The organism is Arthrobacter sp. RAF14 (assembly GCF_052114185.1).
Classification (GTDB): Bacteria; Actinomycetota; Actinomycetes; order Actinomycetales; family Micrococcaceae; genus Arthrobacter_E.
On sequence record NZ_JBFREG010000009.1, the window covers coordinates 24,234 to 45,596 of the forward strand.

The following is a 21,363-nucleotide window of genomic DNA, read 5'->3' on the forward strand; positions in this document are numbered from 1 at the left end:
ATGCCGACGGGTCCGCCCGCGGCGTCAAGCGTCGCCGTCGAGGATCCATCCGCCGTCCTGATGCACGAGGTTCTCCGCCAGCGGCAGCTGGTGCGAGGGGCTCTCGAGAATGTGCATGAGGTAGCCGCCGGTGTTGACGAATGCGGCGATGTCGCCCCGCGCCACGCCCTCGGGGAAACTCAGACGCCGCCGGAGGATGAGCTCCTCTTCGATGCAGTACGCGCCGACCAGGAAGGCTTCGCAGGGGTCGGAGGGGACAGCTGCCGAGGCCGGACGGAGCCAGCGGGGGTCGATCAGGACATCGGCCGACGTCGAGCGCATCTGGGTCCTGTTCATCTGCAAGCCGACGAGCGGCACGCCGTCGCTCGTGGTCTTCCGGAAGACGACCTCCGCGAGAGTCATGCCGCACCCGTCCAGGACGGAACGGCCCGGCTCGCAGCGCAGCCGGAGCGCCCGCGACGTCAGCAGCTCCGCCGGAGTGCCGCCGTCGACCGGGGTGGTCAGCAGCGCGGTCAGCCAGTTCCCGCGGGTCTCCTCCTGCCAGTACGGGTACAGGGCGTTGGATGGGCGGTCCAGCGCCGGATCGATGAGGCCGAGACGGTCGCCTCGCCACGTCATCGCGCCGTCCGGGTCCGCGGCGAGGGCCTTCCAGAAGGCCCGCCAGGAAGCCTCGTCCTCGAGGTAGCTCATGGGGATCCCGCCTCCCATGTCGATGAACCCGACGGGATGCCCCGCCTCCCGGAGCCGGTCGACGAACGAGCACGCTTCACCGAGCGCGAGCACCCGATGGTCCCGGTCGTACCCGTTGAGATGGAAGTGAAGGCCTTCGATGCTCAGCAGCGCACCGAATCCGTCCAGTTGCTCCGCCCAGGCCCGCGCGGTGAGCCCGAACCGGGTGGCGGGGACCTGCGGGTGGCTCACGGCCAGGCGCAGCGCCACACGGGCGCGTCGGCCCTGAGCGGCCGCGATCGCCTGGACATCGGCCACCTCGTCGACATTATCGAGACTGAGGATGACGCCCGAGGTGATGGCCAGCGTCAGCAGAGCCTTGTCCTTCACTGCGGCGGTGACGATGATGCGGTCGGGGTCGACGGCCCGTTCGAGGCACTGGTGAAGCTCGGCATAGGATGCGACGTCGAGGCCGGCCCCCGCGTCGACGGCGGCGGGGATGAGGGACAGTGCCTTGTTCGCCTTCCGGGCGACGAACACCTCGACGTCGACGCCGAGGGCCGCGCCCGCCTGAGAGAGCTCGTCGATGTTGGCGCGCAGCGGCCCGAAGTCGAGCAGATTGAGCGGCGAGCCGTGCTCGGCCAGCAGAGCCGCGCACGTCCCGGGGTCCGCGAGCAGATCCTCCATCCAGGGCTCGGTCCGCCCCGTCAACGGTGGCCGGCCATGGCACAAGGTGGTCATCGTGAATTCCGTTCATGGTCGGGGAAGGGGAGTGTGGCTACGGGGGTCCACCCGCCGGTGGTCCAGTCTGCCACCGCCTGGGCCCAGCGCCCGCTGTCCTCGTGGAGCGCGCGGTTGAGCGTGTCGTGGCCGATCACAGGATCCTCCGTGGGCCGGCCGAGGACCGCCAGTCCCACCGACGGGCGTCCCGTGAGCGTCACGCATACGCCGTCGGAGCGCGTGAAGACGCCCCGTTCGCCCGGACGGACGGAGACCTCGCCACGGGCCAGCAAGGAGGCCCAGAGCTCGTCGTGGGTGACGTGCGGTTCGATCGATCCGGCGGGGAGCGTGAGGATGCCGGGGCCCGCGGTCACCGCGCTGATCGCAGTGGCCGGGGTCTCCGATCCGGCCGGCGTCATGCGGACGCGCAGAAGGCCGGCACGGTGCAAGGCGAGCAGCTTCGCCACGGTGGCCGGGGGAGGGCCGAACGCCCACTTCTCCAGGCGTGCGGCCCGCCGGCGCCATCGCGACCACAGCTCCGGCGTGCGCTCGCCGCGCTCCAAGGAACGGACGACGTCCCGGTACGCTCCGGACCAGGCACGGCCCCACCACCAGGCGAGGTCGCCGTCGAGCTGTCCGTGCGCCCGTGCCAGGCCCCGCGCCCATTGCTCCTCCGCGGGGTCCGTCACGGATCCGTGGTCGAGGTGGTGCATCAGTTCGGAGCGGTCGAGCCCGACTCCCGCGGTCCGTGCTGCGGCGACCGCGCCCTCGGCGAGGGTCATCCACCAGGCGTCGTCGGCTTCCCCCGCCGTGGGAAGAGCGGAGGTGATCTGGTGCACGGCGTCGATCACCCGGCTCTGGTCGGTGGCCGGCTTCGGAAGCATCATCTCCTCGGTCCGGGAATTCAGCGTGATGAGCCGGGGCTCACGTCCGGACGCAACGTACTCCGGTTCGTGGGCCGGCGTGAGGCTCCATTCTCCGCCGCGGCCTTCGGTGAGGTCGAGGACGACGTCGATGGCCGTCAGCGCGGCGCCGGTCACCGTCAGCGGGGCGGACGCATCGGCGCCGACCCCGGCGGCGATCCGCCGATGATCCGGACCGCCGGAGTCCGCGTGCCCGGTGCAGAGGAGCACGACGGGCGCGCGGTGAACGCTGCTTCCCTCCGGTGCGGCGGCGGTGATGAGCCAGTAGTCGCCCCGGCGCGTGACCTCCGTGACGCGGCCTTCGCAGTGCCGCAGGTCCAGCCGTGGAGACGAACGGAGCCGTTCGTACGCCCAGGCCAGGTACCGCCCGACGGAGGCACGGGGCGGGAAGGTCTCACCGGCGGTCCCGGGCCTCAGGCGTTGTTCCCACGCCCGGTACGAGTCGGGCACCGACGGGCAGCTCAGGTCGACGATCCGCGCGTCGACATTCATCCGCAGGTGCGCAGGCTGCTCCGGATCCCAGACCGCACCCGGCCCGGGCGCGGCAGGATCGCACAGGGTGACGCGGAGGCGCGGCGCGGGCGAGCCGAGGCCGGCCAGCCGCGTGTCCAGGTCCGCCAGCGCCGCCATGGCCCTGGGCCCGGCTCCCACGAGAAGAATGTCGCACCACTGCGCTTCGTGAAGAGGAAGAGGGGGAGCAACCGTCATCGAGCGGTGAAGGGGTTCGCCAGGTCCAGTGACGTGTCCAGAGCATCGACGTCGCCGATGTTCGCGGACACCCAATCGTCGTCGTACACCGTGGGCAGGTACGGCAGGCCTCCGTCGTGGACCAGCATGCCCACCGTGGTGCCGGCCTCCATCGCGTCGAGGTCCTGGCCGATGGCGGCGACGATCGCTCCCGTCGACGCCCCCGAGAGGATGCCCTCGCGGCGGGCCAGCATCCGGCATCCCCTCACCATGTCCGCTTCGGTGATCCGGCGCACCGCTCCCGGTCGGGTGTGCCTGGACAGCTCGGTGACGAACCCCGCGCCCAGGCCGGGCAGGCGGCGCTCACCGCGCTCGCCGTCGAACAGCACGGATCCCGCGGCGTCGACTGCCACCAGGACCGTCGGCCAGCCGGCCCGTTCGATCGCGTTCTGGCACCCGAGCAGTGTGCCGGTGGTGCTCACGGCCACGTACATCCGGTCCGGTGGCGCGCCCAGCGCGGAGACGAACTCGGGCATGGTGGTCAGATCGTGGGCCCGCGCGTTGTCGGGATTCCCGTACTGATTGGTGGTCACCGCTCCGGGGATCTCCTCCAGCAGCTCGGCGACCTTCAGAACGCGGGCGCGCAGGCGATTCCCGTCCTCGGGAGTGGGAACGCGCACCACGCGCGCACCGTAGGCCTTCATCGCCTGAAGGGCCGCGACATTGGCGAACTCGTCGACGACGGCGATCATGCGCACACCGAGCAGCGCACACTGGCGTGCCAGGGCACTGCCGAGGTTCCCGGACGTGGACTCCACCACCGTGCCACCGGGCTGCAGCTCGCCCCGCTCCATCAGTCCCGCCAGGAGGGACGCGGCCGTGCGTTCCTTGGTGCTGCCGGAGACCTGCAGAAGGTCCAGCTTCGCCATGACCCGCACCTGCTGCTGCGGTCCGAAAAGTCCGTCCAGGGAGGTGATGGGGGAGGGCACGAACGCATCGTGGATCCGCAGCGGCGTCGGGCGCGTTGACGGCTCCTGGAACGCTCCAGGGTGGTCACCTTCGAAAGGGCCGCGCAGGCGGGCTCCCCACTCGCGCGCCGGGAATTCAGAGTCAGCATGCTTCGGGGTCGTGTCTTGGTGCAGTCCGATGTGACTGTTCATCAAACCCTCTCCGGCTCCTGATCGAGAAGCCTGGCGGTGATCGGGAAAGCCTGGTCATTCGACCCTATCGCGCTGACGGATGCCGGATAACCCCCACTGTCAGCGCGCTGGCCGGACCATGAGGAACTGGCCGGAGCACGGGGAAATTGAGCGGACGTGATGTTCGCACGGACCGCAACGTGAAGTGCGGAGAATTAGATTTCGTTTCGGGAGGCCGCCGGCGCCGGCTAGCCGTTGTCCTGGGCGATGATGCCGAGGAGCCCGGGGAAGCGTTCCTCGATGTCCTCGTGGCGAAGAGTGACGCCGCGCATGTTCCCGCGGTCGACCTGCCGGACCAGCCCGGCTTCGCGAAGCACCCGGAAGTGGTGGGTGCGGGTCGACTTGCTGACGGGCAGTCCGAAGCTGGTGCACGTCCGCTCCACTCCCGGCTCGCTGTGGAGCAGGTCATGGATCACCTGGCGCCGGAGCGGGTCGCTGAGTGCGCTGAGGACATGACCGAGCTCGATCTCTGCGGTTTCAGGGTGTCCCTCTGCGTCTGCCATGCTGTCGCCTCCTCAAGGTTCTACTTGCATCATACCTTCGGCGCCGTGCATCATAGGTTCGTAATATCTCGTACCTCCGTTCAAAGGCTTACCTCTATGACCGTGAATGAAGAGTCGGAACCGACCACGACGGCGCCCCGCCGGGCCGTCCTTGCCGTCATCCTGCTGGCCCAATTCGTCATCCCGCTGTCCATCGCGGGCACGGCGGTGGGCCTGCCTTCGATCTCGGTCGAGCTGGGGGCCGAACCCCTGCTCCTTCAGGGCATCGTGAACGGGTTCAATATCGCGTTCGCGCTGAGCACGCTGCTGTGGGGTGCGATCGCCGACCGGATCGGGTCCGGGCGGGCGTTCTCGCTCGGCGTGCTCGCCGTGGCCCTCGGGTCGATCCTGAGTGCGGTCAGTCCCACGCTCCTGGTGCTCGACGTCGCCCGCGTCCTCGCCGGCGTCGGATCGGCCGCCGTCATCACCGGAGCGACCGCCACGATCCACTCGGCGTACGAAGGGCCTTCCCGGGCCAAGGCGTTCGCTGCGTTCGGCATGGTCAACGGACTGGGACTGGCAGCCGGTCCCAGTCTCTCCGGTGTCCTGATCGGGCTGCTGGGCTGGCGTGCCGTGTTCGTCGTCCACACCGTCGTGCTCCTCGCAGCGCTGGCGGGCAGCCGCGCGCTCCGACGGCTGCCCCGGAAGGCGCCGGTCGCCGGAGGCCCACTGTTCGACGTAGGGCTGCTGCGCAATCCCGGCTTCCTCGCGATGGTTCTGATCCCGGTGGCGGGTGCCGTCGGGTTCGTGACGTTCCTGACCTATTTGCCCGCGGCGCTACAGGCGATCCACGGCTTCACGGCCGGGGGCGCGGGAGCGCTGATGCTGGTGATGACTCTTCCGGTGCTGCTCGCCCCGCCGGTCGTCCACTGGATCATGGCCAGACATCCACGGATCGACGCCGGAGCGGTCAGTCTTGCGGCGTTGGTGTGCCTCGCGCTCGCGGCGGTCGGGTTCCTTGCGTTGCGTCCCGAGGTGCCGGTGTGGTGGGTCGTGCTGCCGATGATCCTGGCCGGCGCCGGCTTCGGTTTGCCCCTTGGGATCGTCGATGGGAGTGCGTTGAGCTTCGTCCCGTCCGAGCGGAGCGGAACGGCGGCTGGGCTCCTGAACTTCTTCCGGATCGGGAGTGAGGCGCTGTTCGTCGCGCTCTACGCGGCGGTGCTCAGCTCAGGGGTCCGTGCCCAGCCGGGCGCAGCGGGGATCGCGGATCAGGTCGCGGCCGGGCAGCCGGGTCACGGCGACGTGTACACGCAGGCGCTGGCCCCGGTGCTGTGGGGCATCGGGGTGGCCGTGGTCGTGCTCGGGGTGGGCTTCGAGGTCCTCTACCGCCGCGCCATGCGGGACCAGGCCCCGCCGGTGAGGCAGGACATCCGCGCCTGATCCGGGCGGATCCTCAGCGATCGGCCGGTGAGGTGACCGTGCCGATCACGAGTTCGGCGTCGCGGCCAGTTGCCGCGACGATCGGCTGACCAGCGGGGGACCAGATTCCGGAACCACCTGCGGATCGCGTCCCCAGTGGATATCCGCCGAGGTTGGCTGCGATGGACCACAGGCCGTTGTGTCGTGCGCGATCCGCCATACGCTCCGCGAGCACCTCCTCCTCGCCCTCCGTGTAGAGCACTGAAGCCGCGTAGATGTCGGCTCCCTGGGAGCGCGCCGAGGCGGCATGTTCGGCGAATGCAGTGTCGTAGCAGACAGCGAGGGCGACCCGCCACCCGCCGCAGTCGATCACTGTCGGGCCTTGTCCGGGTTCGGCGACGGTGGGTTCCGCGCCGTGCAGATGCGTTTTGGGTGCGATCACGTCCGGTCCTTCGCCGGAGAGCATGACCGACGCGATGTTCTTCCCACCTTCAGAAATCACGGGCGCACCGACGACGATGGTGGCGCCGGTATTCCCGGCAAGTGTGCGCACCAGGTCGAGCCGGACATCTTCAGGGACGAACCAGTATTCGCTGTCCTTGAGGAGCCCCAGGTCATAGCCCGTCAGCGACAGTTCGGGGAAGACGATCAGACGCGCACCGTGTTCCAGCGCTGTCCGGGCGCTGCTGAGGGTCTGCTGCACGTTCGCGGCGACATCGCCGGTGACCGCGGCGAACTGAACGGCGGCGACAGTGAGCTCGGGACGGATCATGGATCTCAGATTGCCTGATGCGGCGAGGCAACGCCAACTCGATGCCCGCCGTCACGCAAGAAGCCGAGAGGCCTACGAAGGGCTACGACGAATCAACCACCTGACCTTGGGCGGCTCCGCCCTGGTGCCCGCCGTGCATCGCGTTCTGGAGAACTTGAGGCTCGCTGCCTGCCCAGTCTCGCCCAGGCGCTGCGGTAGCTCTCCGCATGGACAACGGATATTTCGACGAGGTTCTTTGCCGCCACCTCGGGGGTGCTGAACTTCTTGATGAGTTCCGCCGCCGTCGCGGCTGTACCATCCCCGACGGCGTCACTGAAGTGAACCGTGAGCTCTGGGAGCAGCAGCTCAGAGTCACGCCCTGCCGCGAGACGGACGAGACCTGTTTCAGTTGGTCCGAAGCTGCTCTTGATTGTGCCGGTGATTTCCATGTGGCGGATGACTGTGGGGCACTCTGGCGTGGAGTGCTCCACAGTCATACCCAGGTGCTCATCCGGGAAGAGCATTTGGAAAGCTATCGGGGTAGCGTCCCACGGGCTAAGTGAAGCCCTTCCTATGGTCTATGGACGATGGTGGTTCTTGCTCGTCCGGGCTCTGCTCCAGAGAAAATACGCCACGGTGAACACCGCAGCATCAAGAACAATGTAGAACGCCAGATGCTGGGCAAGATTGCCGCCATCTCGGATCAGGGAGCCTATTTCGACCCCGATCAGTGGCAGTGTGAGGATGATTGCGAACAGTCCTGGTTTGATGGGTCGTTTCATCGCCTGTACCTCATTCCTTGGTGTCGTTAGTGGCAGCTGACGCCGGCAACTCCCAGGAGGGGGTAGACGCGCATGATTTGGTTGTTCGGGCAGGCTCCGTGTGCTGTTGCGATGCCAACGATTGTCAGCACGATTCCTCCTCCCACCGCGCAGCCGACTCCGGCGCTTTCAGGGCCGGCTATAGCGCAAATCGCTCCGGCCAAGGTTGCTGCTGATCCGGAAATGAGGGCCTGCTGTTCGTTTGAATCAAATTCGAAGTAGGGCCAAGGATCCCCTCCGCCACCGACCTGGGGCTGGACCGTGGATTGTCTGGACTCTGATCCGTGAAGGTAGGTCAGCCTGATCCCCGGGGCGAGCGTGTACGTTGTGTCTCCGTTGGCTGCTTGCGTGTGTTCGACCTGGTGCGCTTCGAGCAGGTCATGGAATCCTGCCAGGTTTTGGGCAAGCTGGTTCATCTCGTCTGGCGGCTGTGAAGACGGCGCCGAGACCACAGATTCCATGGACTGTGTGCTGCCGCCCCTGACGTTGGCGCTCGCCGCTTCCTGGAAGGAGCCGGGGGTGAGATACGCCGCATCAACACGCAGCTGCTTATCCCCGGACGAGGCGGCGGTGGGCGGGAGGTGCTCCTGGCTCTCTGACGCCTGCGGCTGCTTGAGACCTTTGTGTGGGGCGTAGGCATGTGCGGCAGGAGTTCCGGCGAGTGCCGAGAGCCCCAACGCGGCGAGCGTGATCAGGGCAGGGAAGCAGTTCTTTTTCACTAGCGATTCTCTCAACTCAAGTTACGTACGTGAACGTCAGCCCCTGTCGGGACTTTTCCCAGACTAAGCAGATCAGACGATGGTTCGCCAGGGCAACGACTTGACAAAACTGCCAATATCGAGAGGTATAATTGTGCGCGCTCTACGCCTGCGCGCCGCAGGGTTACCAGCCAGGTTCAGTCTTTGCCGGTGGCCATCGAGACGCTCGGAGGCGGCCCGCCGCCGGTAAGGCTCGAAGTGGCGAATCTCCTCGGGGTCAGGCTCCAGGTGGTGCTCGAGGCTCCCATTACGCGGAATCTGGCGCAGGCCGTGTAGAGGTTGTGGCCCAGCAGCCGGTGCTGGTCAGGCGCGGAGCCGTTGGAGCCTTGCCCTGAGTCCGTCGATGAAGACTTCCAGTCCCAGTTCGAATGCCGTATCGGCCGGCAAGGTGTTTTCGACAGTTCCCCGAGCGTCCCTCGCTTGTAGTGCTGCAAGGTATTTCGGTGTCGCGGGGAAGTGCCGCTGGGCTGTTTCCTCCGCTGGATTGGTCGCTGTGGGGTGGTGGGGGAGTGCGAGGTTGTCTGGGCCGGCGAGGGAGTCCAGTGCGGATCCGATGATGAAGGATTCGCAGGCGACCATGACGGAGATCTGCTCGTCGAGCGGCCATCCTCCGCGGTCAAGGCTGTCGATCATGCGTTCGTTGTTGATCACCGAGCGGTCCGCCGGTCCAAGGGGAGCGACGGCGAGTAGCGCCGTCAGATGCGGTTCGATGGTGAACGCTGCCCGATAGGACCAGGCCCACGGCACGAGTGCCTCATCCCAGGGCAGCTCGAGGAACGGTGCGGTGTCGATGTTGGAGGAGGTTCGATTCCGCATCTGTGCGATGAGCTCGGCCCTGGAATCGACGTGGTTGTAGAGCGCAGGGGTCTTCACGCCGAGCTTCGCCGCGATGCGTCCGAGGGAGAACTCGGCAAGACCTGATTCCGACAGGACCTCCAGCGCGGCATTGACGATCATGTCGAGGTCGAGCACTGCTTTTCGCGGACGCCCCCTGCCTCGGCCTCCTTGCGCCGCGTCGCCACTGATGGTCCTGGGCGGTGTTCGAGCGCTGGCCGTGACTGCGGGATCCTTCTTCGAGGCAGACATGGTCCAAGTATGGACAGCTCTCCAGGTCATGTGCCAAACTCAACCCAAATTAATTAACGCCATTAATTAAACGCTGTGGTGACAGACCCCATGGAAGTTGGGGGAGGGGCTGCTGGGCACTGTATGGGCGCTGAGGTAGTGGCCGATGAACGGGGAAATGGGATGACGATGAAGTCGGAACGGAAAAGCCAGCTGGGACGCGTGGCCCTCTCGCGCAGTCTGTCCTTGCCGGTGCTGATCATTTTTGGGCTGACCTATCTGGGGTTGGGTGCGGCGTTCACCGTGTACGGGTCGGGTGTGGAGATCACGGATGGACGCCTGCCCGCAGCGTTTCTGGTCGCAACGGTGGCGATGCTGTTCACGGCGGTCGCTTATGCGGTGATGGCGCGGGAGAACCCTAAAGCCGGTTCTGCGTATTCTTACGCTACGGAGGCTTTCGGTCCGCACATCGGGTTCCTGACGGGCTGGGCGATGCTGATTGACTACATCCTGATCCCGATGATCAATTTCCTCCTGATAGGGATCTATGCCGCTGAGCAGTGGCCGATCCTGCCGCAGTGGGCTTGGACCCTGGCGTCTCTGCTGTTCGTGTGGGTGCTCAACCTGATCGGCGTCACGGCCAACGCGCGGCTGAACATCATCGCCGTGGCTCTCAGCTCGATCACTGCTCTGTCGTTCGCGGTCCTGTCGATCATCTACTCTCTGAACCATCCCACGGGCGTGAACCCCATGGCCGGGTTCATCCCCAATCACGGCTTCGGGCCCATCATGGCCGGCGCTTCCGTGCTGGCGCTGTCGTTCCTAGGCTTCGACGCGGTGTCGGCGATGTCTGAGGAGGCGAAGCGACCCACCAAGGACGTGCCGCGTGCGATCATCGCGACCGTGGCGATCGGCGGATGCGTGTTCATGCTCATCGCCTGGGCGGGATCGTTGATCGTGCCGGACTGGAAGACCCTGACTAACCTGGACGCTGCCGGCATCGAAATGATGACCATGGTCGGAGGAACGCTCATGTCCAGCTTCTTCGTGTTCGTCTACGTCGCCGGCTCGGTCTTCGGCGGATCTGCGGCCCAAGCTTCGGTCTCACGAGTGCTCTTCGCGATGGGACGCGATCGGGTCCTTCCCGGGGTCTTCGCCTACGTGCACCCCAAGTCCCGCACCCCGGTTGTGGCTGCGACCGTGGTCGCCGCAGTGTCCCTGATCGCCCTGTTCATTGACCTGGACACCGCGATCTCGGTGATCAACTTCGGTGCCTTGACCGCGTTCTCCATGGTCAATGCCGCCGTCATCAAAACCAAGCTCTTCCGCCCGGGCCGCCGGTCCGCCTGGGAGATCGTCGCCTACGGCATCACACCTCTGATCGGGTTGGCGTTGACAGTCTGGCTCTGGACTTCCCTGACGTCGACTGCCCTGACCACCGGACTGATCTGGACCGGAGTCGGAGTCCTGCTGCTCCTGGTCCAGACCCGTGGATTCCGCCGCCGGCCCAAGGCCCTGGACTTCACCGAGGAACCGGTAGCCATCATCTCAGCCCGGGCATCCTGACCACCACCAGCCGGCCCGCAACTCACCCCGTGCCCGAACGACTTCTTCATCACGCCATCTAGAGATAGGGACTTTCCATGTTCGCCGACACCATCGTCTCCGCCGAGCTGATCCGCACGATGCACCCGAGGACCCCCGTCGCACGAGCCATGGCGATCAAGGGCGGACGTGTCATCGCACTTGCCTCCGACCCCAGAGACCTTCAGGAACTCCGCGGGAGCAGCACCCGGCTCATTGACGCGAAGGGAGCAACCATCACCCCGGGTCTCATCGACGGTCACATCCACCCGATCTCGGGCCTGGACCGTGCCGCGAGTCTGGACCTCGGTGGGATCACCACCCTGGAGCAGCTACGCCGGGCCTTGCACCGGGAGGCCACTCGCCTGATCGCCGAGTCCAGCAACGACGTCCCGTGGCTCCAGGGCTGGAACCTGGACTACACAGCCTTCGAAGGACAACCCCTCCACGCCGACCTCATCAACGAGGCCGCCCTCGGCCTTCCTGTGTGCTTGACGATGTTCGACGGACACACCGTCTTGACCAGCCGGAAAGCCCTGGAGATCGCCGGAATCACCGGCACACGTCACTTTCCTGACGCCTCCGTGATCGTCGTGGACAAGACGGGAACACCGACCGGGGAACTCCGAGAGGACTCAGCGTTCGAACCGATCTACCAAGCTCTCCCGCCTCGTTCCCTGCAGCAACGGGTAACCCTGGGACGGGAACTGCTCGGATCGTTGGCCGCCAAGGGCATCACCGGGGGGACCATCATGAACGGCGACCACCACCAGCTCGACCTCCTGCAGGCCATGGAAGAAACCGGCGAGTTGCCCGTCCGACTGGTCGTCGGCATAGACCACCGCCCTGGTATGACCCCCGAGGACTTCGCCTCGATCATCACCACCGGGGCCCGGAGAGGTCGGGACTGGCAAGGTGGCCTCATCAAGCTGTTCCTGGACGGCGTGATCGACACCGGCACCGCCTGGTTGTACGAACCCGATCTGGAAGGCGCCGGCGGGAACTCGTTCTACACCACTCCCGGGGAGTACACGGAGACGGTGCGACGATACAGCGATGCCGGATTCCAGATCGCCACCCACGCCATCGGAGACAAAGCCATCGGAGCGGCCATCGACGCCTACTCGGCCGCGGGCGTCGCTGCCCCCGGCCGCGGACCACACCGGATCGAGCACCTCGAATGCCTCGCCGACGTCGACCTGCCCCGTCTGGCGACCCACGGGATCACCGCGTCCATGCAGCCCCTCCACATGCAATGGCGCACCGCGGACCGCCAGGACTCCTGGTCACGGCGTCTTGACCCGGCCCGCCAAGACCGAGCCTGGCGCACCCGCGACGTCCTGAACGCAGGCGCCCTCCTGGTCTTCGGCTCGGACTGGCCCGTGGCCCAGTACGACACCCGCATCGGCATGGCCTGGGCACGCCTGCGTCGCACCCCCGGGAACCCCGACGCCGAAGTCTTCGAACCTGCCCAGCGGCTCACAGGAGAGGAGACACTGCGGGCGTTCACCCGCGCCCCCGCTCTGGCGCAGGGTGAATTGGACACCGGGCACCTCGGGCATGGGGCGCGCGCCGACTTCGCGATCTGGGCACAAGATCCCGTGACCGTTCCAGCGGACGAGCTCATCACCACCGACATCCTGCACACCTGGAAAGACGGCACCCCCACCTTCATCGGAGCCTGACCACCCGTCTGGCCAGCTGAGGCGATCAACGGCGCCCCGGATAGGCCCCGTCGGGATCTTCTGCAGGGGAACGTTGCTTTTCGATTCGGCAGATCCGGGAGAAACGCGACCTCAGCTCAGGACTCGGGTCGGCGGTCCTTCCAGCTTCTGGAACGGGTGGATGGGCCTCAGACGCACGGAACGCGACGACGTCGGAAAGATTCCTCGAGCGCTTTAGGCGGCCGCTACTCGAACCAGTGGTAGATCAGGTGCCAAGTTGTAGATTCGAGTTCTTCGTCCGTGTCGATCGTGGTGTGTGCTTTGAGCTGGGTGAATTGATGGAGGTCTGATCTTTCAGATACCGCGGATCGCGGATTGAACCCAGGTTGTCAACATGGTCCGTGATTGGATGGGTGACGGTACAACACCAGGGGGCACTGGAAACCGGAAAGAGGAAATCACATGGCACAGCGGCTTCAACTTCAGTTGATTGATGATATTGACGGCACCGAGGCTTCCGAGACCGTCCCGTTCGCCCTGGACGGAATCTCTTATGAAATCGACCTCTCCGAGAAGAACGCGAAGAAGTTCCGCGAAGCTTTCGAGCTGTATGTTGGTCCGGCCCGCCGGGTGAGGGCCTCGACTCGCAGGTCGGTTACCGGCCGCCCGACAAGTCGGAACGGCCAGACGGCTCAGATCCGTGAGTGGGCCCAGAATAACGGCTACAAGGTCAGCTCTCGCGGCCGTATTCATGCGGACATCGTGGAGGCCTACGAGAAGGCCCACGCCTGATCCTCAGACGCTGAAAGCCCCGATCTGGCCCTATGTAGGGTCCGGATCGGGGCTTTCGTCTCGTGAGGCAGGTCGCTCGGCTGAGCATCCGGTTCGGTTGTGGCCAGTCGACTCCCGGTTCTGGCAACTTGTCACCAGCCGCTCATTACCGTGACCCCCACGGCAACAAGCTGGCAACGGTGCTCGACCTCTACTTCAGGAGATACGTGACCTTCCCGATCGTGTCCAGGCCGAGATTCACTGATGCTACGAGGTCTACTGGGGTCTTCAGGTCATCAAGTTCGTAGGCGACAGCGCTCTCGACGGTCCCACCCTTCTTGATGTTTTCAGACTGCGTCTGCAGGAACCGATTGTCCGGCAGGCCCGCCACATTCAGTTAGTTTTCGCGGTTCGGATCGTTGTCTTGATATGCGGTGATATCCATGATGAAGGTCATCGGGCTGACCTTCTGGCCGGTCAGGTTCGTGATCTTGTACCAGAACGCGATGACCGGCTTCTTCCCATACTCGTTCCCTGCAGCCCCGGGCTGGATAATCTTGTGATCGGTGATCGGTGATCGAGATCTTCAGCTCCGGGGTTGTTAGAACCTCGGACTTAAACGATGATTCGTTGTTTTGAGGAGGGGCAGACTGGCTTGTCTGCGGGGCGACGGTATTATCTTGCGTGCTTGCTACCGTCGGTACGGAACATCCGCTCAGAGTGCCAAGCGCAGCAGCGCAGACAAGGATGGCCAAGGGCTTCTTCACACGTTCTTCTTTCTCCCAAGCCCGCTTCGAGGGCAGCAAGTGACAGAGCGACATCGCATCCACGCCGACAGCGTCAAAGTGAAGCCAAACGAAAGGACCGAACGACCCGGAGAGAACTGACCACCCTGACGAGGAACCATTCAGAATGGCTGCGGAACGGACGAATCTGACGTGGGCCCCAGAAGTCGGGCTGTTCCGGCATGCCAGTTCAACCCCTGACGCATTCCTGAGGTCGAAACGAGGGATCTCGTGGTGGCCCCGCTTATCCCCGCGCAAGTTATCCCCGCGCAAGTTGTCCCCGCGCAAGGTGAGGGGCCGCCACCTACATCATTCCAAAGAGCCAGTGTAGAGCTCAGCCAGGGCAGACTGCTGTGAATGGTCCCCAGGGAACTCCTAGGAACCTGTCCCACATTTGTGGAGTCCCTTGAGCGGGGGGACACGAGATTGCGATCTCCCTGTGGCCTCAGCATAATTCCCCGATGCTGAGGCCACTCCTGTAAACAGAACGGGCAACGGTCCCCTAATCCCAGGAATGAGCGGCGCCGTATGCAACCCGCTTCCGGCGTGCCCAGTCCTTCGAGCGGCTGGTGTGGTCGACAGGCACCGCCGTCTCTGAGGATGCGTTAGCTCTGGAGGTATTCTCTCTTGGCGAAGTAATCGATGGTGCGGTTGGCCTCGCGGCAGATGAGGTGCCCGAGCACGGCGATGAGAGGGATGAAGATGATGTTCTCCAGCGTGGGGTGCGCAAAAAAGCGGTGCGCCGAACACTCCGACGAATGCGGCGGAGGCGACCCCCCACGATGGCCTTGAAGATGTCAGGCAGCTTTTTCTTCGTGACTACGACTCCCTTCTAGTGGCACTGACTCACAGGGTAGATGAAGGTGTTCCAGGAGACACCGGGTTGGGAACGGTGACGGGTATCCGATGATGCCAACGCACTTGCCCTCGGCAGAGGCAGCGCCTGCAGTGACCGTCACGTAGAGGGGGCGAGACGGCAGGCCAAAGCTGCAGGGCACGGTGCGGCTCAAGCGCATCCAGCGCAAGTGCAGCGCCGGACAACCATAGCCCGGTGTGGCCGCCAGCACCGGACGGCGGCATACAGGGAACCGTTACCTGGCGCAGTCGACGTGTCCACCACGGCCGCACGCGACGGATCCGGGAAGCGTCGGCACCGGGTCCACGCGACAGCCGGCACTTCCTGACCGGTTGCAGAGCAACCGGATCTCGCAGGTGAGATCTCGCCGCGTCGACGGCGGCACCGTAGGAAGGTGAAATGCTGGCGCCCGCCCAGGAGAGGAACAGTCGCCAGCGCTCGTTCCCGCCGTAGCCCCATTCAGCACCACGTGATCGAAAACTCCGCGGGAAGTCTGTCCCGCCACGCGGGTGCCGGGGGAGTGGGTGTTTGCGGCCGCCTATAGAGAGGCGACGGCCGCAAGCCGCCCGATGTCCGGTTCGTTTTGTTGGCCGGTCGGAGAGGGTTGTCGATTGCCGGGTTTCGGGATACGCGTGTGTTCTGCGTTGCCCTTGCTGCCTTCCACAGGCGCGACATGCATATGTTGGACATTTGTGCAATACTGGAATGGCTGGCCTGTTACTAGGAAATATTGATGCTATCCAAGGTGAAGCGTCTTTGTTCTTGGACGAAGTTGCTGCATTAGACCCTACTGCGCTAATTCATCCGTGCGGTCATCAAGACATTTTTTTCCTGGGTGCACCAATGCTATTTGGAAAAAGCAATGTCGTTTCCATGTAGGGTATCGATATATCGCGCACCCGAATGCGCGTTACAAGAGTGTGAGAGGAATTAAGAGTGATTCACCGTTTGAGGGCCTGGAGAACTTCAGTGGCATCAGGTTTGGCAGTCTTTATGTTAGCCAGCGGTGCGGCTTCTGCTGCGTACGCGACTCCGGTTTCAAAACCGTCTATTGATGACCCGGTCTCGACTCTTTCTGCAACGGCGCCCGAGATCCTGATGGGAGATACGCCTAGCGTAGAAACGAACCTGCACAGTGCTGCAAGCATGACTCAGAGCGTGGGACCGGAAGAAGGTCGGGCGGACACCCCCGAAGTGAATGCCAAAGTCTCGCCTGATGATTCTTCGCTCCCACAATCGGTCTCCGTCGCCTTAGATGGAACCAGCCAGGCATCCTCTAGAAACGACGCCATAATTCTCGCAAAGGGCAAAGACCCTAATATCGCACGATATGTTGTGGAGTCGGCAGCCGGCATTCGTATCGTTACGGCTTATGGGAGCCCCCAACAAGCCTATGAAAGTAGGACTACGTTCTCCTTCAAGTCTGGAGAACATCCGGTCTCTGGCGCCAACGGTAGTTTCTACATCGAGGACTCCAAGGGAGATATACACGGGGCGATCATGGCTCCGTGGGCTCGTGACTCATCCGGAACTTCATTGCCCACGACCTACCGCTGGGAACGAAATACCCTCGTTCAAAAGGTCGATGTTCCGGCCTCTGCGAATTTCCCGGTAGTAGCAGATCCTGCCTGGAACTACACATGGACAGCTAAGATCTATGCAGGAAGCACTCGCGATATTCACGGACGCATGCACACGTGCTTCAACTGTTATTTCCCTGTCGAAGGCGCACCGGCGGCATTCCCTCGTCCTGGGCAGCTTCTTCCTCTTGTTGTCAGGCTGGCGCCTGGTTTTCCGACAAACAATTTTACGTGCATCTTCGGTGCGGAGAACTTCATTCCCGGAGAATACGGACCCGCTGGGAATACCATTGACGGTGACTTTGCCTTCAACTTCAATTCCGGACCCGGCCACATCGACGGCCCAGGCTCCATGATCAGTTTCGATTTCTACGGTGATAAGAAGGCTCCAGGGGATCCAAAAGCGTCGCTTCTGAAGATGAAATTTGTGGTCTTTGCAAACATTACAAATGAATCACCAGGAGGAGTGCCGCAGCCGGTCTACCTTATCGGAGCCAAGAATACTTGGGCAAAGTTGCTGAGCAACTATACTAGCGCAGTGACTGGTGTGCCTGGTGGTGAGGGGCAATTCTGGTCATGGGTCAACTGATTCCTGGATCCTGAGGTATCGTGAGTTGATGGGTATGAAAAGGCAGTGTAGGACGAGATTGAGCAAGCCGCTACTTTGGTTGATCATGGCATCTTTTGTCTATCTTTCGACCATCGTCTTATCTACCATAGTTTTGTCATTTTCCGATTCTTCTAGCCTTTCTAACTCTTTCGGCCGGACTTTTGGTTTTGGGGGAAGCCTCGCGCTTGTGGGTTTGGTCGTCCTGAATGCAGCGGCATGGGCTGTTCATGCTTTATTCGGGCGGCGACTTCTTAGGATGAGACGGTATTCGATAATCCGACGGGTCCTTGATCTGATGTTCTATGCCGTCCAGATTTGGAGCGCATCTATGTTTACGATGGCCGCGCTTCCGGATGGTTTCCCGTTCCTGCTGATGGGTTTAGCAGTTGGTTCTCTTTCTGCATGGTTTGTCCCCGAATCTGGGCGGCGGAATATTCATGGCCGGGACGCTTAGTATCGAGCGGTTTCTCGAGAGTGAGGAGCAGCGACCCTGTAGCCCTCGGCTGCGTGGAGATCGGTCGGTGCTGGAACTGGGCATAGCTATCTCACGCAACACTTGCTCCCTGCATCTGTATTTGAACCGATCGTGGACCGTCCCTTTACTTGGGCACCCTGAATCTAAGTGGATGCAAGTACCGTGCAGAACAACACCCCAAGCCACTCCATAGATAGCGCCTTCCGGTGATATAGGAATGCCAAAACCCGACCATAGCTGGTCGGGGGCATTCCTATGTCACCGGGAAGTTGGTCGGGACTGGGTTGTTCGTCGGAGGACGCCGAAAGTAGTAGGACTGTGACGAGCGCGATGACACTGACGAGTGTTTGGACCGCGGTGTGGAGTTTTGTTGCCTGGCCCAGGTTCATTCCGAAAGACTCTTTGACGAGCCAGAATCCGGCGTGGTTGACGTAGTTCAGGCCGATGGATCCGGCGCCGATGGCAACGACCAGAAGGGCCGTCTGCCAGGGGTCTGCGCCTGCGGCGGTCATTTGAGTGACCATTCCGGTGGCAGAGACGATGCCGACCGTCGCGGAGCCGGTAGCGGTAGAGAGGATCAAGGAGAGAAGCCAGCCGAGAATCAGTACGTTCAGTTGCCAGTGCTGGGCTGCCTGTGCGAGTGCTTCTCCGATGTGGGTATCAATCAGGACCTTGTTGAAGGCCCCACCGGCGCCGATGATCATGAGGATCCCGACGACCGGTTTGAGGCGCTCGCCGACGGCGTTGCGGACGTGCTCACCCGAGGTGGTCCGGGTCAGGGTCGCCAGTGCCACGCGAACACCGCACAGCATCGCGATGATAGGGTTTCCCAGCAGCTCGAAGACCTGGAGGGCTGGACTCTTCTTCTCGAGGAAGATCTGGCCGAGGGACTGCAGGAGCATCAGCACAGTCGGCAGCAGGATGCACGCCAGAGCCCAGGTGATGGGCGCGCGAGCGGGGGAGGAGCCGGAGTTTCCCCGGAACCCGGAGACGGCAACTCCGGCCCCTGCTCCCGAAGCCACGGGCTTCTCTGGCTGGGTGAATTGAGCGATGAGGGAAGACTCGGGATCGATGACCATCCGGCGGGAGAGTCACCGGGCAAAGAACGGGCCGGCAAGGATCACGGTCGGCACAGCACAGAGGAACCCCACGAGAATCGTCTTGCCCAGACCTGCATGCAAGCCAGCAACCGAGGTGAGAGGTCCCCGGCGTGGTGGCACCATACCGTGCAGAGTGGCTAAGGCGGCGATCGCCGGAGCGACCACGACGATATATGTGTTCTTGCCAGGGGATGAGCGCTTGATGCGTTCAGCGACCCCGAAGATGAAGGGCAAAAGGATGATGAGCTCGACCTCGAAGAACATCGGAATGCCAATCGCGAAAGCAGCCAGGGTCATCATCCACGGCAGGGAACGGCTCGTGCTCCTGGACACGATCAGATCAGCCAGGCGATCGGTTGCGCCCGAGGCCGAAAGCAGGCGCGCGAGCATAGCCCCCAAGGCGAGGGTGATGCCCACGTTGCCCAGTACACCGCCGGCGCCGCTCACGATCGACTGAGGGATGTCTGCGGCACCCTCGCCTGACTACGTCAGTTTGATCTGAGATCGAACCTCTGTCGCACTGTCTTTGCGCAGTACCTACCTGCAGGCATGTCTGTTTTTACCATTACCGACCTCTGGGTTCGTACCTAACCATAAAGTGCCGTCTTCCGCTGGAACGCTGATCGCGACACCCTTGAAAGGTTGAACCATCCACGAGGAGGAAACATGCCCATCGTCAACATCGCTATCGTCCCTGACCTCATGTCGGGCGACCGGGCCGAGCAGTACAAGCAGATCGCGGAGGGAGTTACCGAAGTGCTCGCGTCCAGCACGGGAGCTCCGAACGAATCTGTCCACGTGCTGATCGACGAAGTTACATACGACAAGTACGCGGTCGGAGGTGCGATGTTGGAGGAACGAATGCAGACCAGTGACCGGACGGACACGCGGGCGCTGGACCGCCTGCAGCGGGAGTAGACGCAACGGCGCCTCAATTTCAGCATGGGGAAACGGAGATCAGGTGTTGTCCCCATGCTGGTGCGTTCAAGAGGTGATCGTATAGACGGCTCACCACTCCGTCGCAAAGTTCTGTGGCGGAGTGGTGAGGACTTTACTGGAGGCAGGAAACAAGTTCCGACAGCAGCGGTAGGACGTCGCGACGCGAGATGAATGCCTCGATGAACACCAAGGCGCCTTCTGCTGCAGTGGTGGTGCTGGGGGCATCGCGGAGTTGCTGGGCGGTTCGGGCTTGGTAGGTGAGTGCTGGTTCTTGGTGAGTGCTGAGAGGAACTGGTTCGAGTCCCACATGGCGATGTCGTTTTATGAGGCATTTGGGCTCTGAACGGCCCGTTCGATGGAGTTCCAGATGGGCTGACCGATCAGGACCAGCAGGGCGTCTCCGACGTCATCGCGGATCTTCTGCTGCTTCGTTTCGCTGCACACCACAGCTGATCACCTCCTAAGTCCACGCTGTCCAGCGATTGAAGGCACCCGTTACTGACGTTCAATGCCGGGGTCGAGCTGATGACGGACGTGTAGAACCTGCCGCCTTATCCCTCCTTGATGCGCTCTACCACTCGACCGCCGCGGCGTGCTTGGGCGGCGCGGCGTGGATCCTTGAGCACGGCCTGCGCCGCGGCGCCCAGGGCCCTGACCAGCACGGGGGCGGGTTTGCCGGCCAGGCGCACCACGGCCAGCGGGGTGGAGACCGTCGGTTCGATCAGCGGCAGCACATGGATGGAGGGATCGTCACGGCGGGCTGCGACCGCGGTCTCCGGCACGACGGCGGCCCACAGCCCGGAAGTGACCAGGCTGAGCAGCGCTTCGTTGGAGTCGGCCTCCATACGGGCCTTGATCTGCAGCCCGGCGGCCCGCCAGACCTCATCGGCGATCTGCCGGGCCCGCATCTCGGTGGCGAGCAGGCCCAGAGGAACCTCGGAGAGCATCCGGCCGGTCACCGCTTCCAGATCCTCGGGGAACATGCCCGGGGCGGCCGCCACCACATTGGTGACTTCCCCCAACGGAACCGTCACCAGATCCGGACCATCCGCCGCGGACGGGTGGATGATCCCGGCATCCAGCTCAAAGGCCCTCAGCCGCGCCACCACGTCCTCGCTGTTCAGGCCCGACTGCACGGTGGCCCGCACCAGCGGATGCGCATCGGCCAGGGCCGACACCACCCCCGTGGCCAGGGCGATACCTGCCGGGATGGTGCCGATCCGTGCCACCCCGGTCAGCTGACCACGGGCCGCGGCGATCTCGGCGGACAGCGCCTCCTGGTCCGAGACCACCCGGCGGGCCCAGGTCAGCGCCATCTCGCCCTCAGGAGTGAGCCCCTCAAAGGCGTGTCCGCGACGCACCAGCGGCACCCCGAGTTCCACTTCCAGCTTCCGCACCGCTTCGGAGAGCGTGGACGGCGAGACGAAACACGCCGCGGCCGCCCGGCCGAAGTGCTCTTCGCGCGCGAGAGCGACGAAGTACTGGAGTTGAGTCAGAAGCATGGC

General features: G+C 63.8%; 20 protein-coding genes and 2 pseudogenes. 8 read left to right on the forward strand and 14 right to left on the reverse strand.

Features of this window, described 5'->3' with window-relative positions; all coding sequences use genetic code 11:
* Positions 1-24 precede the first annotated feature (24 nt).
* The 4 genes from AB4Y75_RS15480 to AB4Y75_RS15495 form a co-directional block, all read right to left on the reverse strand.
* Positions 25-1,410 (reverse strand): alanine racemase, encoded by a 1,386-nt coding sequence (locus AB4Y75_RS15480; protein ID WP_441436776.1) that lies wholly within the window; start codon positions 1,408-1,410, stop codon positions 25-27.
* Entirely contained in the window at positions 1,407-2,963 is a 1,557-nt protein-coding gene (locus AB4Y75_RS15485; protein WP_441436777.1) for an FAD/NAD(P)-binding protein, read from the reverse strand. Before AB4Y75_RS15485 ends, AB4Y75_RS15480 begins: the two co-directional genes overlap by 4 nt.
* A 53-nt stretch (positions 2,964-3,016) precedes the next feature.
* Complete coding sequence (locus AB4Y75_RS15490; RefSeq protein WP_441436778.1) at positions 3,017-3,988, reverse strand: pyridoxal-phosphate dependent enzyme; 972 nt, start codon at positions 3,986-3,988, stop codon at positions 3,017-3,019.
* Positions 3,989-4,386: 398 nt separating this feature from the next.
* Complete coding sequence (locus AB4Y75_RS15495; RefSeq protein ID WP_441436779.1) at positions 4,387-4,701, reverse strand: ArsR/SmtB family transcription factor; 315 nt, start codon at positions 4,699-4,701, stop codon at positions 4,387-4,389.
* 96 nt (positions 4,702-4,797) lie between these two features.
* On the opposite strand from AB4Y75_RS15495, the gene AB4Y75_RS15500 reads away from it, so the two are divergent.
* Complete coding sequence (locus AB4Y75_RS15500; protein ID WP_441436780.1) at positions 4,798-6,120, forward strand: MFS transporter; 1,323 nt, start codon at positions 4,798-4,800, stop codon at positions 6,118-6,120.
* A 13-nt stretch (positions 6,121-6,133) separates the two neighbouring features.
* Here AB4Y75_RS15500 and AB4Y75_RS15505 read toward each other — a convergent pair whose 3' ends face one another.
* Positions 6,134-6,871: a carbon-nitrogen hydrolase family protein gene (locus AB4Y75_RS15505; RefSeq protein WP_441436781.1), complete on the reverse strand. Its 738-nt coding sequence runs from the start codon at positions 6,869-6,871 to the stop codon at positions 6,134-6,136.
* A 206-nt stretch (positions 6,872-7,077) separates the two neighbouring features.
* Here AB4Y75_RS15505 and AB4Y75_RS15510 point away from each other — a divergent pair, with 206 nt between their 5' ends.
* Entirely contained in the window at positions 7,078-7,413 is a 336-nt protein-coding gene (locus tag AB4Y75_RS15510; RefSeq protein WP_441436782.1) for a hypothetical protein, read from the forward strand.
* Between the two features lie 15 nt (positions 7,414-7,428).
* On the opposite strand, the gene AB4Y75_RS15515 is transcribed toward AB4Y75_RS15510, so the two are convergent.
* Entirely contained in the window at positions 7,429-7,632 is a 204-nt protein-coding gene (locus AB4Y75_RS15515) for a hypothetical protein (protein WP_441436783.1), read from the reverse strand.
* A 26-nt stretch (positions 7,633-7,658) separates the two neighbouring features.
* On the reverse strand, positions 7,659-8,390 hold the full coding sequence (locus AB4Y75_RS15520; protein ID WP_441436784.1) for a hypothetical protein: 732 nt from the start codon (positions 8,388-8,390) through the stop codon (positions 7,659-7,661).
* A gap of 189 nt (positions 8,391-8,579) precedes the next feature.
* Between AB4Y75_RS15520 and AB4Y75_RS15525 the strand changes: the two genes are divergently transcribed.
* Entirely contained in the window at positions 8,580-8,705 is a 126-nt protein-coding gene (locus tag AB4Y75_RS15525) for a hypothetical protein (RefSeq protein ID WP_441436785.1), read from the forward strand.
* A 27-nt stretch (positions 8,706-8,732) separates the two neighbouring features.
* Here AB4Y75_RS15525 and AB4Y75_RS15530 read toward each other — a convergent pair whose 3' ends face one another.
* Complete coding sequence (locus AB4Y75_RS15530; protein ID WP_441436786.1) at positions 8,733-9,401, reverse strand: TetR/AcrR family transcriptional regulator; 669 nt, start codon at positions 9,399-9,401, stop codon at positions 8,733-8,735.
* Between the two features lie 276 nt (positions 9,402-9,677).
* On the opposite strand from AB4Y75_RS15530, the gene AB4Y75_RS15535 reads away from it, so the two are divergent.
* The 3 genes from AB4Y75_RS15535 (at position 9,678) to AB4Y75_RS15545 (ending at position 13,534) form a co-directional block, all read left to right on the forward strand.
* Positions 9,678-11,060, forward strand: a complete 1,383-nt coding sequence (locus AB4Y75_RS15535; RefSeq protein WP_441436787.1) for an APC family permease — start codon at positions 9,678-9,680, stop codon at positions 11,058-11,060.
* 77 nt (positions 11,061-11,137) lie between these two features.
* The gene (locus tag AB4Y75_RS15540; RefSeq protein ID WP_441436788.1) at positions 11,138-12,763 is read left to right on the forward strand and encodes an amidohydrolase; all 1,626 of its coding nucleotides are present in this window, start codon (positions 11,138-11,140) and stop codon (positions 12,761-12,763) included.
* 441 nt (positions 12,764-13,204) lie between these two features.
* Positions 13,205-13,534: a histone-like nucleoid-structuring protein Lsr2 gene (locus AB4Y75_RS15545; protein WP_441436789.1), complete on the forward strand. Its 330-nt coding sequence runs from the start codon at positions 13,205-13,207 to the stop codon at positions 13,532-13,534.
* 190 nt (positions 13,535-13,724) lie between these two features.
* Here the strand turns inward: AB4Y75_RS15545 and AB4Y75_RS15550 are convergent.
* Together AB4Y75_RS15550 and AB4Y75_RS15555 are read right to left on the reverse strand one after the other, a co-directional pair.
* A pseudogene (locus tag AB4Y75_RS15550) lies at positions 13,725-14,084 on the reverse strand (DUF5067 domain-containing protein).
* Positions 14,085-16,095: 2,011 nt separating this feature from the next.
* Entirely contained in the window at positions 16,096-16,302 is a 207-nt protein-coding gene (locus tag AB4Y75_RS15555; protein WP_441436790.1) for a hypothetical protein, read from the reverse strand.
* Between AB4Y75_RS15555 and AB4Y75_RS15560 the strand changes: the two genes are divergently transcribed.
* Entirely contained in the window at positions 16,301-17,323 is a 1,023-nt protein-coding gene (locus AB4Y75_RS15560; protein WP_441436791.1) for a hypothetical protein, read from the forward strand. The genes AB4Y75_RS15555 and AB4Y75_RS15560 overlap by 2 nt on opposite strands.
* Before the next feature lie 639 nt (positions 17,324-17,962).
* On the opposite strand, the gene AB4Y75_RS15565 is transcribed toward AB4Y75_RS15560, so the two are convergent.
* Together AB4Y75_RS15565 and AB4Y75_RS15570 are read right to left on the reverse strand one after the other, a co-directional pair.
* Positions 17,963-18,898 (reverse strand): GntP family permease, encoded by a 936-nt coding sequence (locus AB4Y75_RS15565; RefSeq protein WP_441436792.1) that lies wholly within the window; start codon positions 18,896-18,898, stop codon positions 17,963-17,965.
* A gap of 12 nt (positions 18,899-18,910) precedes the next feature.
* Positions 18,911-19,387: pseudogene (locus AB4Y75_RS15570) on the reverse strand (GntT/GntP/DsdX family permease); the annotation flags it as partial.
* 198 nt (positions 19,388-19,585) lie between these two features.
* On the opposite strand from AB4Y75_RS15570, the gene AB4Y75_RS15575 reads away from it, so the two are divergent.
* A complete protein-coding gene (locus tag AB4Y75_RS15575; RefSeq protein WP_441436793.1) occupies positions 19,586-19,837 on the forward strand; it encodes a 2-hydroxymuconate tautomerase in 252 nt (83 codons plus the stop codon).
* Between the two features lie 342 nt (positions 19,838-20,179).
* Here AB4Y75_RS15575 and AB4Y75_RS15580 read toward each other — a convergent pair whose 3' ends face one another.
* Positions 20,180-20,302: a hypothetical protein gene (locus AB4Y75_RS15580; RefSeq protein ID WP_441436794.1), complete on the reverse strand. Its 123-nt coding sequence runs from the start codon at positions 20,300-20,302 to the stop codon at positions 20,180-20,182.
* A 107-nt stretch (positions 20,303-20,409) separates the two neighbouring features.
* A partial coding sequence (locus AB4Y75_RS15585) for a LysR family transcriptional regulator (RefSeq protein ID WP_441436795.1) occupies positions 20,410-21,363 on the reverse strand: 954 nt, incomplete at its 5' end.

What these genes read in the sequence shown, in the direction of transcription:
- AB4Y75_RS15540 (WP_441436788.1), top strand. Translation starts at nt 11,138, where the DNA reads ATGTTCGCCGACACCATCGTCTCCGCCGAGCTGATCCGCACGATGCAC.
- AB4Y75_RS15565 (WP_441436792.1), bottom strand. Translation starts at nt 18,898, where the DNA reads ATGGTCATCGATCCCGAGTCTTCCCTCATCGCTCAATTCACCCAGCCA.
- AB4Y75_RS15560 (WP_441436791.1), top strand. Translation starts at nt 16,301, where the DNA reads ATGACTCAGAGCGTGGGACCGGAAGAAGGTCGGGCGGACACCCCCGAA.
- AB4Y75_RS15500 (WP_441436780.1), top strand. Translation starts at nt 4,798, where the DNA reads ATGACCGTGAATGAAGAGTCGGAACCGACCACGACGGCGCCCCGCCGG.
- AB4Y75_RS15575 (WP_441436793.1), top strand. Translation starts at nt 19,586, where the DNA reads ATGCCCATCGTCAACATCGCTATCGTCCCTGACCTCATGTCGGGCGAC.
- AB4Y75_RS15480 (WP_441436776.1), bottom strand. Translation starts at nt 1,410, where the DNA reads ATGACCACCTTGTGCCATGGCCGGCCACCGTTGACGGGGCGGACCGAG.
- AB4Y75_RS15515 (WP_441436783.1), bottom strand. Translation starts at nt 7,632, where the DNA reads ATGAAACGACCCATCAAACCAGGACTGTTCGCAATCATCCTCACACTG.
- AB4Y75_RS15505 (WP_441436781.1), bottom strand. Translation starts at nt 6,871, where the DNA reads ATGATCCGTCCCGAGCTCACTGTCGCCGCCGTTCAGTTCGCCGCGGTC.
- AB4Y75_RS15535 (WP_441436787.1), top strand. Translation starts at nt 9,678, where the DNA reads ATGACGATGAAGTCGGAACGGAAAAGCCAGCTGGGACGCGTGGCCCTC.
- AB4Y75_RS15545 (WP_441436789.1), top strand. Translation starts at nt 13,205, where the DNA reads ATGGCACAGCGGCTTCAACTTCAGTTGATTGATGATATTGACGGCACC.
- AB4Y75_RS15555 (WP_441436790.1), bottom strand. Translation starts at nt 16,302, where the DNA reads ATGCTTGCAGCACTGTGCAGGTTCGTTTCTACGCTAGGCGTATCTCCC.
- AB4Y75_RS15495 (WP_441436779.1), bottom strand. Translation starts at nt 4,701, where the DNA reads ATGGCAGACGCAGAGGGACACCCTGAAACCGCAGAGATCGAGCTCGGT.
- AB4Y75_RS15510 (WP_441436782.1), top strand. Translation starts at nt 7,078, where the DNA reads ATGGACAACGGATATTTCGACGAGGTTCTTTGCCGCCACCTCGGGGGT.